This window comes from Mesorhizobium sp. M1D.F.Ca.ET.043.01.1.1 (genome assembly GCF_003952385.1).
Lineage (GTDB): Bacteria > Pseudomonadota > Alphaproteobacteria > Rhizobiales > Rhizobiaceae > Mesorhizobium.
In genome coordinates this window covers 3,714,059-3,728,410 of the sequence record NZ_CP034444.1, presented here as the reverse complement: position 1 = coordinate 3,728,410, position 14,352 = coordinate 3,714,059, and the positions used below count along the sequence as shown (strand labels likewise).

Sequence of the window (14,352 nt, the reverse complement as noted above, 5' to 3'; positions counted from 1 at the left end):
GCTATCGATACAAATCGGCCCGCGTCGGCGGCAGGCCGCTGGCGCCACGCGCGCGCTTTGTGGCGACGGTCTGGAAGATCTGCGCCGAGGCGCGCTCGAAGGCGATCGAGCAGCCGGTGAGATAGAGCAGCCAGAGCCGCGCCTTCGCCTCGCCGACCTCGGCGATCGCCTCCTCGAAGCGCGCATGGAGGCGCTCGGCCCACAGGCGGCAGGTGCGCTGATAGTGCTCGCGCAGGTTCTCGACGTCATGGACCAGGAAGCCATGCGCCTCGAGATTGCCGAGCGTCATGCCGATCGTGTCGAGCTCGCCGCCGGGAAAGATGTATTTGATCAGCGCCTTGTATTCCGGACCCTTGCGCAATGTCTTCCGGATGTCGCCCTTGCTGCGCCTGGTGATGGCGTGGTGCAGGTAGATGCCGCCGGGCTTCAGCAGGCGGTGCACGGCCGAGAAATAGGCGTCGTGGTTGGCAATCCCGAGATGCTCGAACATCCCGATCGACGAGATCTTGTCGAAGGTGCCGGAGAGCTCGGCATAGGACTTGATCTCGATGGTGATGCGATCCTCCAGCCCCTCGGCGCGAATGCGCTCGCGGGCAAGCTCGGTCTGGGCTTGCGACAGCGAGACGCCGTGGCCGATGACGCCGTAGTTCTTCGCCGCGTGGATGAGCATGGCGCCCCAGCCGCAGCCGATGTCGAGCAGCGTTTCGCCCGGCTTCAGCCTGAGCTTGCGGCATATGTGGTCGAGCTTGTCGACCTGGGCCTGGTCGATGCCGTTGGCGAAATCGCGGAAGTAGCCGCAGCTATAGACCATGCGCTCGTCGAGAAAGAGCCGGTAGAAGGCATTCGAGATGTCGTAGTGATGCTGGATCGCCTCCTTGTTCGATCCGCTGACGAAAGGCTTGCGGCCGGAAAGGTCGCTGCGCGCCGTCATCTGCTTCCGTGAAAACAGCACCATCGGCAGGTCGCGCAGGATCGCCAGCTTGGGCAGGGATTTGAGCTTCGTCTTGAGCTTGCCTTGCGACGGCAAGGCGTAGAGATCGAACAGCGTGCCCTCTTCGATGTCGACGGTCTTGGAAATCCACATCTCGACCAGCGTCGCGAAGGCTGGCCGGCGAACCAGCTGCCAGACGATGTCCTGGTCGTTGATGGCGAGCACCGGACCGCCGACGGGGCCGATCCGCTCGCCGGTCCACAACCTGACCGCAAAGCCCGGTTTCAGCGTCTCAATGACCGTTCGCACGATCCGCGCGGCTCTGTCGGCGGCGTCCATTCCCACCTCCCGATGCGGCGCAAACTGTCACGGCGCCGCATCCGGATTATGTCGGGACCTCGACGAAATTCAAAGGCCGGGGGGACGAGACAGAGTTGACCGCCGGATCGGGCCCGGCGGAGGCTCCTGGCGCCCCTGCTCGCTTCCGGCAGTGCTACACAACGCAGATGCCAGACACGGCAACCTTCTGAAACAGGTGTGGGGATGCCGCGGCTGAGGACGGATAGGCCGAGAGCTTCGCCCTGAAGTCCGGATGCATGAACGCGGCCCTGAAATCGGCCGTCGATTCCCAGACGGCATAGTTGAGATAGGTCGGGCTGTCGCCAATGGCCCTGTGAAGCTGGGCCGAGATGAAACCCGGCTGGCGCTTCATGAAATGCGCGTCAACCTCCCAGGCCTGCAGGAAGGTCTGCTCGTCGGCCTTGTCGAGGGTGAAGATGTTGACGAGCACGACGGGGGAAGCGTCGACGGCGATCTGGCGTTCGATCGGGAAGGCAGGGTCCAATGGGCGCATATGAGGCATGACAAACTCCGTTCGATATGGTTTCATGGTGTCAGTTCGGTATGATAGAGCCAATATATCCACTTGGACACTATGATGTCAATATCATTGTATGGTGACAAAAAATGCATGGAACCGACCGAACCAAGGCCGCCGCCGCGTTGACCGGTCTCTTTCTCGATCTGTTCAGGCTCAACAACCTCGTCATCGCCTCCGGCGACAGGCTCGTCGCCGGCCTCGGCCTGACGAGCGCCCGCTGGCAGGTGCTAGGCACCATCGTCGCGGCAGACCGGCCGCAGCCGGTCGCGTGGCTGGCGCGCGACATGGGCGCCAATCGTCAGAACGTCCAGCGCATCGTCAACGACCTGGCGGAAGAGGGGCTTGTCGCGTTCAAGCCCAACCCACATCACCGGCGGGCGCAGCTCGTGGTGCTGACCGATACCGGGAAACAGGCATTCGACGCCGCCATGCGCCTGCAGGCGCCTTGGGTGAACTGGCTCTCGGAGGGGATCGAGGTCGGCGAACTGGAGACCACGCACTCTGTCGTGAAGGCGCTTCGCCGGAAGCTGGAAGGAGAAGCAGAAGAGCAGGCGTGACGTGGCGCGGCCAGGTTCTGAAGGTGATGACATCGGGCGGGAGGCATTGCTCCCTGAACCGCAATCCCGACCTGTTGCGCAAAAGCACCGCCGGAGAAGGATTTCCCGCCCGAGGCATGGCCATTCCGTCGCGTCATCTTGTCTTTTGCCGCGATGCACCCCATCATCTGCCTGTGTTCAACAAACCGAAAGGAGGTGATCCGATGTCGAGTGATTTCGTTTTCCATAACGTGAGCTCAGCGGATTGCACTTCCGGGAAGCAGTCTTCCCGTTAAGGCGCGAGACGCGCGGCAGGTGACCCGAAGGGGTCGCCGCCAGGAGCCGCGTCATGGACGGAAACACGGAAGGCCGCCTGCTTCGTCAAGAAGCGGCGGCCTTTTCCTTTCTCGCGGTCTGCCTAGAGCAAATCCAGGAAAAGTGTGTAACGGTTTTCCGTTCGGAATTGCGTAAAAACAAATACTTAGAGCGGTTCGGCGATTCTATGAATCGCCGAACCGCTCTAAGGGCGGTCAGCGGTCGATGGTGAGCTTTTCGATGTTGCGGGTGATCTCGCCGAAGGCATCTGACAACTCGGCGCCCGTGGCGGCCTCGTAATAGTGCTTCAACGAGGAGGTGTCTGCGCTCGAGCAGTCCTTCAACACGGACTTGGCCTGATCCCGCTCGGCCGCGGTCATCGATGGGTCATTGAGATCGAAGCCGATGGTGAAGACCTCGATGCCGTCGCGCTTCATGTTGTCGCAAATGGCTTCGGCATTGGCGCGCGAAGTCTCGCCCTCGTCCTGCCACGCGCCAGCGCCGCGCCCTCGGGCAAAGGCGGTGTTGAATTGGCCATCCGTCATCAGGATGGCGATCTTGGCCACCTTTTTCGGATCGAAATTGGCCGGGCCGGCGCCCAGGCGGGCATCGGCAATTGTCGCGCGCCACGACGGGGAGAGCATGTAGTAGCCCCATTGCGCGGCAATGCCGCCCGCAGTCACGCCCGCGGCCTGGAAATGACCGATTGCCGTGAGCAGCTTGTCCTGGTCGGCGGTCAGCGGAACCAGAGCCGCCGCGGGGCATGTCCGCATGCGGTAGTCGCGGTTGACTTTGGCCTGATAGGTCTTGCCCTTGTTGTTTCGGCGAAGTGTATCGGGGCCATCGGACGAATAGTCGGCATAGCCATCCTTGTCCTTGCGTTCGGTGGCGCACTTGTCGGGAGCCGTCGTGGTGGAGACCGCCGCCGGCGCATCGATCGGCGGCGGCACCCTTGGTCCATCCTCCGTCTCGACGAATACAGTCCCGGCGAGGCCGCCGGTGTTGACCGCCTCGGCATAGGGAACGATCGCCACCCGGATCCGTGGGTCGTTGGGATCCCGGTTCTGTCCCAGAAGATCCTTGACCGTTTGCGATGCGGCCGCTTGCAGGTCGCCGATCTTGTTGGTCTTGGCGCGCCTGTTAGGCGCCATCGAGCCGGTGATGTCGAGCATCATCGCCACCTCGATCTTCTTGTCAGAATAGAGAGCGGTGGTTGAAGTGGTCACGCGCTGCATGTTGCCCATGCTGAAAAGCGGGAAATAGAGACCAATGTCGGCATGCACATCCGCCTGCACGGTTTTCGCTGTCCTGTCGATCGTGAGCTTGTCGAGCACGATCTGGTCGGCCTGCAGGATGCCGGCCGTGCTGTTGGCGTCGAGAAATGCCTGCACCGATTGATTGGCATCGGCCTCCTTGATGACGCCGAGGGTGAGATCGCGTGCCGTCGAGGTCACGGCGGCGTCGACGACGCTCTGCAAACTCGATCTGGCATTGTAGATCTGCGAGATATTGACCGCGAATCCCACCCCCAGCGCCAGGACCGATACGGCAGCCCCGAACAGAACCGCGAAATTGCCTCCGCGATCCCGGGCAAACCCGTTCACCCCACGAACGAGACCTTTGAACTGCCGCATCCTTCCGCCTCCGCTGTCCGCGGCATCGGAGCCGCTCGGCGCAGGCGCTGCAGGATTTCGGCCAGATGCGGCCGCCGCCTCGCCGAAGGATGGCCAGCAGCAAGTTAACTCATTGTTTTCTCATCATTTCGGCAGACAGGAAGGTGAATGGCGGGTAAACAAGAAACTGGCGGTGAAATATCGTTCAGGAAGCGCTTACCATGTTCTGCGGAGCGATCGCGGCGCTTCCCGCTTCGGTACAGCCTGGCCTGTGCCGAAGCGGGTCAGCAACGGCGCCGAAAGCGTGGCGGGACAGCCGGCTGGCTTATGCCAGCATCCCCGCGCTGATCGTACGGTCGAGGCCACGATGCGGTGGGTTGAAACGGTTGCCTTCCTGCTCGTAGGTCCACACCTTGAACAGCACGAGCTTGTGCGGGCCGAAGCTGTGCAGCAGCGGCACGTCGGTGGCGTCGCGGCCGCGCGCGATCACGATGCGGCCGATCCGCGGACAATTGTGGCGCGGGTCGAACGTGTACCATTTGCCGTCGAGGAACACTTCTATCCAGGCCGAGAAGTCCATCGGCGCGGGATCGGCCGGCACGCCGATATCGCCGAGATAGCCATTCACGTAGCGCGCCGGAATGTTCATTGCGCGGCAGAGCGCGATCGCCAGATGCGCGAAGTCGCGGCAGACGCCCACGCGCTCCTCATGCGCCTGTGCCGCCGTGCGGGTGGCGCGGGCATAGCCATAGCCGAAGGAAAGCCGGCTGTGGACATAGTCGACGATCGCCTGCACGCGGGCCCAGCCGGACGGCAGATGGCCGAACAACTGCCAGGCGCGGCCGCTGAGGTGATCCGTCTCGCAATAGCGGCTGCCGAGCAGATAGACCAGCACGTCATCCGGCAGATCCGCGACCGGTGTTTCGCGCGCCAGCCTGTTGACCTCGTCGGTCCCGCCGCTGTCCTCGATCACCGCATCGTAAAGGATGCGGAACCCGCCGGGCGGCGCCGTGAAGCGGCGGCAGATATTGTTGTGGCGGTCGCGATAGGTCCGGGTCGGCACGGACGGCGAGGTGAGCACGCGCGTCTGCCGTTTGATATCGGCATGGCGGTCGGGATGGATATCGAGGAGCGAGATGATCGGCGTGGCCTGGACGCATTCGATAGCGATTTCGTAGCCGAGCCGGATCAGCATCGCGTTCCCCCTTCGTCATTTCTTGGAAAGACTTTCCAATCAACGCGGCAACGGGTCTGTTGTTCCTGCGTCGGGTCGAAAAGACTGCCTCGCGCCTTCCAATGCGGCGCCCGCCAGTCTACCATACATCCAGGCTTTGCCCTCCCCAAAAAACACTCCCAGGATATCCGATGTTTCCAGGCAGAAAGTTCGCCGCCTTCCTTTTCGACATGGACGGCACAGTCCTCAATTCGATCGCAGCGGCGGAACGCGTGTGGACGCAGTGGGCCAATCGCCAAGGTCTCGACGTCGCGGGCTTCCTGCCGACGATCCACGGCAAGCGCGCGATCGAGACGATCTCGGCGCTGAAGCTCCCCGGCGTCGATCCGGTCACTGAGGCCGATGCGCTGCTCAAGGCCGAGGCCGCGGACCTCGAGGGCATCGTGCCGATCCCCGGCGCCGTGGCGTTTCTCAAGTCGCTGCGGCCGGAACGCTGGGCCATCGTCACCTCGGCGCCGCGCGAGCTCGCGCTGCTGCGCATTGCGGCGGCCGGCATTCCGGTGCCCGCCACGATGGTGTCGGCCGAGGACGTCGCCCACGGCAAGCCGGCGCCCGACTGCTTCCTCCTGGCGGCAAAGCGTCTTGGCGTCGAGGCGCGCGATTGCCTTGTCTTCGAGGACGCCCCGGCCGGCATCGCGGCCGGCGAGGCTTCCGGCGCGTCGGTGATGGTGATCAGCACCACGCATGTCCATCCGGTCGTGACGCAGCACGCCAGCATCGCCACCTACGATGCGCTTGGCGTCGCCACGGACGACAATGGCTGGATGGTCGTCGAGCCGCAGCGCGACGCGGCCTAGTCTGGTTAGAAGTCGCTGGCGAGACCCTTCACTTCCCAGTCGCCGTAGCGCCCGGGTTCCTTGCCGCCGCGGCCGCCGATCTCCTTCGGCAGGCGGGCTTCCGCCTCGCGATATGCCTTGCGCCTGGCTTCGGCCTCCGCCAGGGCACGCTCGGCAGCCGGCGTCAGCATCCTTTGCGGCATGTCGTCTTCGGCGGTTTCGGTTTTGCTGGGTTCTGCGGACATGCGATATTTCCCTGCCGATTGAAACGGGGACCGGCCTTTCCCATCATATAGCCATGATGCAAGACGGATCGACCCCTAATCGCGACCACGCCGAACGGAAGAGACGATGAACACGCTTCGCACCGCCATGCTCCTCGCCGCGATGACCGCGCTGTTCATGGGCGTCGGCTTTCTGATCGGCGGCTCGGGCGGCATGATCATTGCCCTGCTGTTCGCCGCCGGCATGAACCTGTTCGCCTACTGGAACGCCGACAAGATGGTGCTCCGGATGAACGACGCCGTCGAGGTCGACGCGGGCAATGCCCCGGAATTCCATGCCATCGTGGAGGCGTTGGCCAAACAGGCCGGCCTGCCGATGCCCAAGACCTATCTGATCAACAACCCCCAGCCCAACGCCTTTGCAACCGGCCGTAACCCTGAGAATGCCGCCGTGGCCGCGTCCACCGGGCTGCTGGAGCGGCTCAGCCACGAGGAGGTCGCGGCGGTGATGGCGCATGAGCTTGCCCATGTGCAGCATCGCGATACGCTCACCATGACCATCGTCGCGACGCTTGCCGGCGCCATCTCCATGCTCGGCAACTTCGCCTTCTTCTTCGGCGGCAGCCGCGACAACAACAACCCGTTCGGCTTCGTCGGCGTCTTGGTGGCGATGCTGGTCGCTCCGTTCGCGGCCATGATCGTGCAAATGGCGGTAAGCCGCACCCGCGAATACGAGGCCGACCGGCGCGGCGCCGAAATCTGCGGAAATCCGCTATGGCTGGCCTCCGCCCTTGACAAGATCGCGCGCGGCGTCGAACGCATCCGCAACCCGGAAGCCGAGCGCAATCCGGCGACTGCGCATCTCTTCATCATCAATCCGCTGCACGGCGAACGCATGGACAATCTGTTCTCGACCCATCCGAGCACCGGGAACCGCATCGCCGCGCTTGAGCAGATGGCGCGCGAGACGGGCGGCGCCCCGCAGGCCGCCAGGCCCCAGACGTCGGCAGCCGCCGATGAGGCGCCGGCCGGGCCGTGGGGCAAGTCGGCCGAGCCCGCGCCGCCGGCTGAACCGGAGCGGCCGAAGCCCAATCCGTGGGGCCGCAACCCGACCGGACCGCGCGGCGCAGGACCCAAGGGTCCGTGGTCGTGAACGGAGCAAAGCGCCGACCGCAAACCCCAGGCACACGTGACGGCAATCCGGGCGAGACGACCGCCGGCCTGGCCGCGCGCAAGGCTGCCGCGCGCCTGCTCGCCGCCGTCATCGATGCCCGCACCCCGCTCGACGGGCTGACCGACAACGAGCACGGCCATCCGCAATACAAGGCGCTCGATGCCCGCGACCGCGCATTGGTGCGCGCCATACTGGTCACCGCGCTACGCTATCGCATGACAATTGCCGGACTGCTGGCAAAGCGCCTGGAGCGGCCGCTGCCGGCCAACGCCACGGCGCTCTCGCACATCCTGCATGTCGCCGCCGCGCAGATCCTGTTCCTCGACGTTCCGGACAGCGCCGCCGTCGACCTTGCGGTCACCCACGCCAAGTCCGATCCGCGCACATTGCGCTTCTCCGGCCTCGTCAACGGCCTGCTGCGCTCGTTGGCGCGCGCCAAGGAGGCCGAGCTTGCGCCGGCGCTTGCCGCGACGAGCGAAGCGCCGCAGTGGTTCGCTGACCGGCTGACCGCGGCCTATGGCAACGACAAGGCGCAGGCCATCCTTGCCGCCCATCGGCACGAGGCGCCGGTCGATTTCACCGTGAAGGCCGACCCGACGCTCTGGGCCGGGCAGCTCGGCGGCATCGTGCTGCCGACCGGCACGGTGCGGGTTGAAAAATTGCAGGCCGCCGTCACCGACCTGCCCGGCTTCGCCGAAGGCGCCTGGTGGGTGCAGGATGCGGCAGTGGCTCTGCCGGCACGCCTGTTCGGCGCCATCGAGGGGCTGCGCGTGGCCGACCTTTGCGCCGCGCCCGGCGGCAAGACGGCGCAGCTCATCCTCGCCGGTGCAATTGTCACCGCTGTCGACACCTCGAAGAATCGGCTGGCAAGGCTGGCGCAGAATCTCGACCGTCTCGGCATGTCGGCCGAGCTGGTGCAGACCGACCTGCTCGATTACCGGCCGGCGGAGCTGTTCGACGCGGTGCTGCTCGACGCCCCCTGTTCGTCGACCGGCACCGTGCGCCGGCATCCCGACGTGCCGTGGAGCAAGACCATGGCCGATGTCGAGAAGCTCGCCGCGCTTCAAGGCAAGCTCCTCGCCCACGCCGCCACTCTCGTCAAACCCGGCGGGCGGATCGTTTTTTCCAACTGTTCGCTCGACCCGATCGAGGGTGAGGATCTTTACCGCGCTTTCCTCGCCGAGACTTCCGGCGTGACCGCCGATCCGATCCGCCCCGGAGAATTCGCAGGTCTCGACCAGTTCCTCACTGCCGAGGGCACGTTGCGCACAACGCCTGCCGATCTGCCGCTCGAATCGCCCGGGATTTCCGGTCTGGATGGATTTTTCGCCGCGAGGATGCGAAGAGCCGATTAGTGCGTTGTTCCATAAACCTTGCTGACTTTCTTAGGGATGACCCTGGCGGCACCGCGTGAAGGGGTTCACTTCGGCGAAAACCGCCTTCGCATAAGTTCTTGAATCATATAAGCTTGTGCTTGGGTAAGCGGACGATCAGGAGGGGTTTTGGCACTTGTTGCCGCCAGCACGACGCGTCTTTGGACGCTTGTCGCGAGGGAGTTCTGGCGCAAAGCGCGCCGGCGCCTTCGCGCCGGTCCTATCTATCGCTGGCGTTATTCCGGCCGCACGCCCGAGCGCGTCCTCATCGCGCCGCCGGATCTGAGGCTCGCCGACCCGCAGATCGCGCTTGAAATCTACTACGGCCGTTATCCGCTGTCCGGCCACATGGTCGAGACCGGCGGCAAATCGCCCTTCCAGATCGATGTGCCCAACCGCGGCTGGCAAAAGACGCTGCACGGGTTCCGCTGGCTGCGCCACATGCGCGCCGCCGGCACTGAACTCGCCGCCGCCAATGCTCGCGCCCTGGTCTCGGACTGGATCGCCATGCACGGCAACCAGATATCGGGCGTCGCCTGGGAGCCCGGTACGACCGCCAAGCGGGTGATTGCCTGGCTGCAGCACTCCTCGGTCGTGCTGCAGGGTGCGGAGTTTCCCTTCTACCGCGCCTTCCTCAAATCGCTTGCCATGCAGGTTCGTTATCTCAGGTCGATGGCGCGCGAGATGCCGGACGGCAAGGACAGGCTGCGCGCCCGCATCGCGCTTGCCTTCGCCGCCCTGTCGCTGCCGGCGCCGGCCTCGGCGCTGCGCAGCGCCACGCGCAATCTCGCCGAGGAGCTGGACCACCAGATCCTGCCCGACGGCGGCCATGTCTCGCGCAATCCGATGACGGTGCTGGAACTGCTGGCCGACCTTTTGCCGCTGCGCCAGACCTATGCCAACCAGGCCGAGGCGCCGCCGTCCGCCTTGATCAACGCCATCGATCGCATGCTGCCGGCGCTGCGCTTCTTCCGCCACCAGGACGGCAGCCTCGCCCGCTTCAACGGCATGGGTGCCACCATCCATGACCGCATCGCCACCATCCTGCGCCATGACGACACCGTCGGCGCGCCGCTCTTGCACGCGCCGCATTCCGGCTATGAGCGCCTGTCGATGGGCGGCGTCACGGTGATCGCCGACACCGGCACGCCGCCGCCCGTCGACGTCTCCAACGCCGCGCATGCCGGATGCCTCGCCTTCGAGCTCTCCTCCGGGCGCCAGCACTTCATCGTCAACGCAGGCATCGACACTTACGGCGCCGCCGAGTTCCGGCCGCTGGCGCGTGCCACCGCCGCGCATTCGACCGCCACCGTCAACGACACGTCCTCGGCGCGCTTCAGCCATTCGCTACGGGTCAGCGACCTGCTCGGCTCGCCGCTGATCGGCGGCCCGCAGCACGTGCCCTGCAAGCGCATCGACCAGAAGGGCGTGCACGGCTTTGTCGCCCGCCACGACGGCTATGCCGCGCGCTTCGGCTTCGTGCATGAGCGTGAGCTGAAGCTGACGACCAACGGCAACGTGCTGACCGGCCGCGACCGTTTCCTGCGCCCCGGGGGTGGTGCGATCCGCAACAATGGCCGCGACTTCGTCACCGTGCGCTTTCACATCCATCCCGACATCGGCATGCTTCAGGACGGGCAAGACCGCCTGACGCTCGCCGCCACCCAGGGCGACACCTGGGTGTTCACCTGCGCGGAAGTGGGGCCGCAGGTCGAGGAATCGATCTATTTCGCCGGGCTCGGCGGACCGCGCCGCAGCCGGCAGATCGTGCTTGCCTTCAAGGCCTCGGAAATCGCCGAGGTGCATTGGCAGCTGACGCGCACCAATATCGCCGGCTACCCCGAAAACAACTGATTCGAGGCGAAGGAACCCGAGCTGCGCGCTTGATTTCCGGGCCTCATATGCTACGGCCCGCGAACGTTTCCCAACCAGCCTTGAAAGGCCGCCAGCCATGGCCGTCCCCGCCAAGAACATTCCGGCGCCAGACCTCGTTCCGGTTCGCCGCGCGCTGCTTTCCGTTTTCGACAAGACCGGCCTGATCGACTTTGCCAGGGCGCTTGCCGCCGCCGGCGTCGAGCTGGTCTCCACCGGCGGCACGGCGAAGGCGATCGCCGAGGCCGGCCTTGCGGTCCGCGACGTATCAGAGCTCACCGGTTTTCCCGAGATCATGGACGGCCGCGTCAAGACCTTGCATCCGTCGGTGCATGGCGCCCTGCTCGGTGTCCGCGACGATCCCGAGCACGCCAAAGCCATGCACGACCACCATATCGCGCCGATCGACCTCGTCGTCTCCAACCTCTATCCGTTCGAGGAAGTCCGCCGCTCCGGCGCCGGCTACGCCTCGATCGTCGAGAATATCGACATCGGCGGCCCGGCCATGATCCGCGCCTCGGCCAAGAACCACGCCTATGTCGCGATCGTCACCGATCCCGCCGACTATGCCTCGGTGCTCAACGCGCTGGAGATGAACCTCGGCTCGCTGTCGCTCGATTTCCGCAAGAAGCTGGCGGCCAAGGCCTTTGCCCGCACCGCGACCTACGACGCGGCGATCTCCGGCTGGTTCGCCGAGGCCCTCGAGATCGAGCACCCGACCTGGCGCGCCTTCGGCGGCCGTCTCGACCAAGTGATGCGCTATGGCGAGAACCCGCACCAGGGCGCCGGCTTCTATCTCTCGGGCGACAAGCGGCCGGGCGTCGCCACCGCCAGGCAGCTGCAGGGCAAGCAGCTTTCATACAACAACATCAACGACACCGACGCCGCCTTCGAGCTGGTCGGCGAATTCGATCCGGCCCGCTCTGCGGCGATCGCCATCATCAAGCACGCCAACCCGTGCGGTGTCGGCGAAGGCGCGACGCTGAAGGCGGCCTACGCCAAGGCGCTCGCCTGCGATCCGGTCTCGGCCTTTGGCGGCATCGTCGCCATGAACCGCATCCTCGACGCCGAAGCGGCCGAGGAGATCGTGAAGACCTTCACCGAAGTCATCATCGCGCCCGACGCCACCGATGAGGCCACGGCGATCGTCGCGGCGAAGAAGAACCTGCGCCTTCTCACCACCGGCGGCCTGCCCGATCCGCGCGCGGCGGGCACGCTGGCGAAATCGGTCGCCGGCGGCCTCTTGGTGCAGAGCCGCGACAATGCGGTGGTCGACGATCTCGCGCTGAAGGTGGTGACGAAACGTGCGCCGACGCCGGCCGAGATGGCCGCCCTCAAATTCGCCTTCCGCGTCGCCAAGCACGTCAAGTCGAACGCCATCGTCTACGCGAAGGACGGCGCGACCGTCGGTATCGGCGCCGGCCAGATGAGCCGCGTCGATTCCTCGCGCATCGCCGCCCGCAAGGCGCTCGATGCGGCTGAAGCCGCCGGCCTGGCCGAGCCGCTGACCAAGGGCTCGGTCGTCGCTTCGGACGCCTTCTTCCCCTTCGCCGACGGCCTGCTGTCGGCGATCGAGGCCGGCGCCACGGCGGTGATCCAGCCGGGCGGCTCGATGCGCGACGAGGATGTCATCGCCGCCGCCGACGAGCACGGCATCGCCATGGTGTTCACAGGGGTCAGGCATTTCAGGCATTGAGCGCATCTTCCCTTCTCCCCTTGTGGGAGAAGGTGGATCGGCCCGCAGCGCCGAGACGGATGAGGGGTGCGTGACGGAATGAGGCGGCGGCGATTTCGAACTCGTCGCCAAGCTGGAGCACCCCTCATCCGTCGCCTTTGGCGACACCTTCTCCCACAAGGGGAGAAGGGAAAGAGGAGCTACTCTACCGGCTTGTCGGCCGGGTAGGGTGTCCTGGTGAGGATCGCCATGCCGACAGCGAGGAACAGGATAATCACCGCCATGCCGAGCCGGGCTGAATCGGTGGCCCAGCTGATGGTTGCCAGCAGGAATGGCGCCATGAAACTCGTCGCTCGTCCGGACAGCGCGTAGATGCCGAAATAGCGGCCCGATTCGGCGGCCGTGACGCTGCGCGCCATGTAGGAGCGCGACGAGGCCTGCACCGGGCCGAAGGCAAGGCCGACCAGCAGGCCGTAGAGAATGTAGGCCTTTTCGGCGGCGGTGCCGAACAGGCCGTTGGAATCGGTCAACGGGAGCTGTATCAGGCCGAGCAGCGTGAAGCCGGGTCCGGTCGAGATGATCCCGGCGGTGGCCACGGTCAGCATCACCAGCGCGATCATCACCACCGCCTTGGAGCCGAGCGCGGTGTCGAGGCGGGCAGCGATCCAGCAGCCGAAGATGGCGACGACATTGAGGATGATGCCGAAGATGCCGATCTCGGTGATCGACCAGCCGAACATCGCGGCGGCGAACACACCGCCCTGCGTAAGCAGCGCGTTGACACCGTCCTGATAGATCATGCGGGCGACAAGGAAGCGGAAGATGCCGCCGCGCTTGCGCGCCTCTGCCAGTGTCGACTTCAGCTCCGACAGCCCCTCGCGCACCGCCGGCCCGATCGGAATGCCCTTGGCGGCATCCGGGGTGAAGAAGAACATCGGCAGGATAAACAGGAAGTACCAGCCGGCCGACATCGGCCCGGTGGCGCGGGCATCCTCGCCGAGCTTCGGGTCGAGCCCCAGGATCGGGTCGAGGCCGATGATCGTTTTGCCGGTTTCCAGATTGCCGGCCATGAACAGAATGACAAAGATCAGCGCGATCATCCCGCCGAGATAGCCCAGCCCCCAGGCGATATTGGAGATGCGCCCGATTTCGCTCTTCGGCACCAGCCGCGGCATCATCGAATCATTGAAAACAGTCGAGAACTCCGCAGCCACCGAGGCCAGCGAGAACAGCAGCACGATCAGGAAGACGTTCGAGCCGGGGGCGGCAAGCCACAGCAGCGTGAGGCTGACGATCTTGATCGCCGCGAAGAAGGCGATCCACGGCTTGCGCGGCCCGGTCTGATCGGCGATCGAGCCGAGCACCGGCGAGAGCACGGCGATGACCAGCCCCGCGGCGGCGATGCCCCAGGCCCAGGCAGCCTGGCCCATGACGGGATCACTGACCATGCGCGAGGCGAAGTAGGGCCCGAAGATGAAAGTGGTGACGACGGTGAAGAAAGGCTGCGCCGCCCAGTCGAAGAACATCCAGCCCCAGATGCCGCGCCCCGAGGCCCGCTGCACTGCTACTTCAGCCATGTCCCCTCCCGCATCGTCCGCTCCGCCCGCGACCGCGCCATGTCTGCATGTTTTCAGGCAACGATGCAAATGAACAAGCGGGGCGCGGCCGCTCATGGGTTCGCCCGCCTCGATTCCGCCCCCTACCTCTCCCTTGTGGGGAGGTCGGATCGCAGGTCCGGGTGGGGGTCAG

The 14,352-nt window shown here is 65.3% G+C and carries 13 protein-coding genes; 7 read left to right on the top strand and 6 right to left on the bottom strand.

Annotated elements, in window-relative coordinates; genetic code table 11:
- Position 1: 1 nt before the first annotated feature.
- Together EJ067_RS18290 and EJ067_RS18285 are read right to left on the bottom strand one after the other, a co-directional pair.
- Positions 2-1,270, bottom strand: coding sequence for a cyclopropane-fatty-acyl-phospholipid synthase family protein (locus EJ067_RS18290; RefSeq protein ID WP_126087009.1), 1,269 nt, complete (start codon positions 1,268-1,270; stop codon positions 2-4).
- A 154-nt stretch (positions 1,271-1,424) separates the two neighbouring features.
- Positions 1,425-1,793, bottom strand: a complete 369-nt coding sequence (locus EJ067_RS18285) for an antibiotic biosynthesis monooxygenase family protein (protein ID WP_126087008.1) — start codon at positions 1,791-1,793, stop codon at positions 1,425-1,427.
- 104 nt (positions 1,794-1,897) lie between these two features.
- Between EJ067_RS18285 and EJ067_RS18280 the strand changes: the two genes are divergently transcribed.
- Together EJ067_RS18280 and EJ067_RS18275 are read left to right on the top strand one after the other, a co-directional pair.
- Positions 1,898-2,368 carry a MarR family winged helix-turn-helix transcriptional regulator gene (locus EJ067_RS18280; protein ID WP_126087007.1) on the top strand — a complete coding sequence of 157 codons (471 nt, stop codon included), beginning with the start codon at positions 1,898-1,900 and terminating at the stop codon, positions 2,366-2,368.
- A gap of 328 nt (positions 2,369-2,696) precedes the next feature.
- The gene (locus tag EJ067_RS18275) at positions 2,697-2,894 is read left to right on the top strand and encodes a hypothetical protein (RefSeq protein WP_126087006.1); all 198 of its coding nucleotides are present in this window, start codon (positions 2,697-2,699) and stop codon (positions 2,892-2,894) included.
- Here the strand turns inward: EJ067_RS18275 and EJ067_RS18270 are convergent.
- On the bottom strand, positions 2,878-4,296 hold the full coding sequence (locus tag EJ067_RS18270) for a pilus assembly protein (RefSeq protein WP_126087005.1): 1,419 nt from the start codon (positions 4,294-4,296) through the stop codon (positions 2,878-2,880). The two genes, EJ067_RS18275 and EJ067_RS18270, sit on opposite strands and share 17 nt — an antisense overlap.
- 304 nt (positions 4,297-4,600) lie before the next feature.
- Positions 4,601-5,470, bottom strand: coding sequence for a transglutaminase family protein (locus EJ067_RS18265; protein WP_126087004.1), 870 nt, complete (start codon positions 5,468-5,470; stop codon positions 4,601-4,603).
- A gap of 170 nt (positions 5,471-5,640) precedes the next feature.
- Here EJ067_RS18265 and EJ067_RS18260 point away from each other — a divergent pair, with 170 nt between their 5' ends.
- Positions 5,641-6,306 (top strand): HAD-IA family hydrolase, encoded by a 666-nt coding sequence (locus EJ067_RS18260; protein ID WP_126087003.1) that lies wholly within the window; start codon positions 5,641-5,643, stop codon positions 6,304-6,306.
- 5 nt (positions 6,307-6,311) lie between these two features.
- On the opposite strand, the gene EJ067_RS18255 is transcribed toward EJ067_RS18260, so the two are convergent.
- Complete coding sequence (locus EJ067_RS18255) at positions 6,312-6,530, bottom strand: DUF1674 domain-containing protein (RefSeq protein WP_126087002.1); 219 nt, start codon at positions 6,528-6,530, stop codon at positions 6,312-6,314.
- A 106-nt stretch (positions 6,531-6,636) separates the two neighbouring features.
- On the opposite strand from EJ067_RS18255, the gene htpX reads away from it, so the two are divergent.
- The 4 genes from htpX to purH all read left to right on the top strand — a co-directional run bounded on the left by htpX (position 6,637) and on the right by purH (position 12,624).
- Positions 6,637-7,662 (top strand): zinc metalloprotease HtpX, encoded by a 1,026-nt coding sequence (gene htpX, locus EJ067_RS18250; protein WP_126087001.1) that lies wholly within the window; start codon positions 6,637-6,639, stop codon positions 7,660-7,662.
- A complete protein-coding gene (locus EJ067_RS18245; RefSeq protein WP_189510033.1) occupies positions 7,653-9,038 on the top strand; it encodes an RsmB/NOP family class I SAM-dependent RNA methyltransferase in 1,386 nt (461 codons plus the stop codon). Before htpX ends, EJ067_RS18245 begins: the two co-directional genes overlap by 10 nt.
- Positions 9,039-9,185: 147 nt before the next feature.
- Positions 9,186-10,910 carry a heparinase II/III family protein gene (locus EJ067_RS18240; protein WP_126086999.1) on the top strand — a complete coding sequence of 575 codons (1,725 nt, stop codon included), beginning with the start codon at positions 9,186-9,188 and terminating at the stop codon, positions 10,908-10,910.
- Between the two features lie 97 nt (positions 10,911-11,007).
- Positions 11,008-12,624 carry a bifunctional phosphoribosylaminoimidazolecarboxamide formyltransferase/IMP cyclohydrolase gene (gene purH / locus EJ067_RS18235; RefSeq protein ID WP_126086998.1) on the top strand — a complete coding sequence of 539 codons (1,617 nt, stop codon included), beginning with the start codon at positions 11,008-11,010 and terminating at the stop codon, positions 12,622-12,624.
- Positions 12,625-12,803: 179 nt separating this feature from the next.
- Here the strand turns inward: purH and EJ067_RS18230 are convergent, their stop codons facing one another.
- A complete protein-coding gene (locus EJ067_RS18230) occupies positions 12,804-14,180 on the bottom strand; it encodes an MFS transporter (RefSeq protein ID WP_126086997.1) in 1,377 nt (458 codons plus the stop codon).
- Positions 14,181-14,352 lie beyond the last annotated feature (172 nt).

Coding starts and splice junctions, on each gene's coding strand:
- EJ067_RS18290 (WP_126087009.1), bottom strand. CDS start 1,270: ATGGACGCCGCCGACAGAGCCGCGCGGATCGTGCGAACGGTCATTGAG.
- EJ067_RS18270 (WP_126087005.1), bottom strand. CDS start 4,296: ATGCGGCAGTTCAAAGGTCTCGTTCGTGGGGTGAACGGGTTTGCCCGG.
- htpX (WP_126087001.1), top strand. CDS start 6,637: ATGAACACGCTTCGCACCGCCATGCTCCTCGCCGCGATGACCGCGCTG.
- EJ067_RS18260 (WP_126087003.1), top strand. CDS start 5,641: ATGTTTCCAGGCAGAAAGTTCGCCGCCTTCCTTTTCGACATGGACGGC.
- EJ067_RS18265 (WP_126087004.1), bottom strand. CDS start 5,470: ATGCTGATCCGGCTCGGCTACGAAATCGCTATCGAATGCGTCCAGGCC.
- EJ067_RS18275 (WP_126087006.1), top strand. CDS start 2,697: ATGGACGGAAACACGGAAGGCCGCCTGCTTCGTCAAGAAGCGGCGGCC.
- EJ067_RS18255 (WP_126087002.1), bottom strand. CDS start 6,530: ATGTCCGCAGAACCCAGCAAAACCGAAACCGCCGAAGACGACATGCCG.
- purH (WP_126086998.1), top strand. CDS start 11,008: ATGGCCGTCCCCGCCAAGAACATTCCGGCGCCAGACCTCGTTCCGGTT.
- EJ067_RS18230 (WP_126086997.1), bottom strand. CDS start 14,180: ATGGCTGAAGTAGCAGTGCAGCGGGCCTCGGGGCGCGGCATCTGGGGC.
- EJ067_RS18285 (WP_126087008.1), bottom strand. CDS start 1,793: ATGCCTCATATGCGCCCATTGGACCCTGCCTTCCCGATCGAACGCCAG.
- EJ067_RS18280 (WP_126087007.1), top strand. CDS start 1,898: ATGCATGGAACCGACCGAACCAAGGCCGCCGCCGCGTTGACCGGTCTC.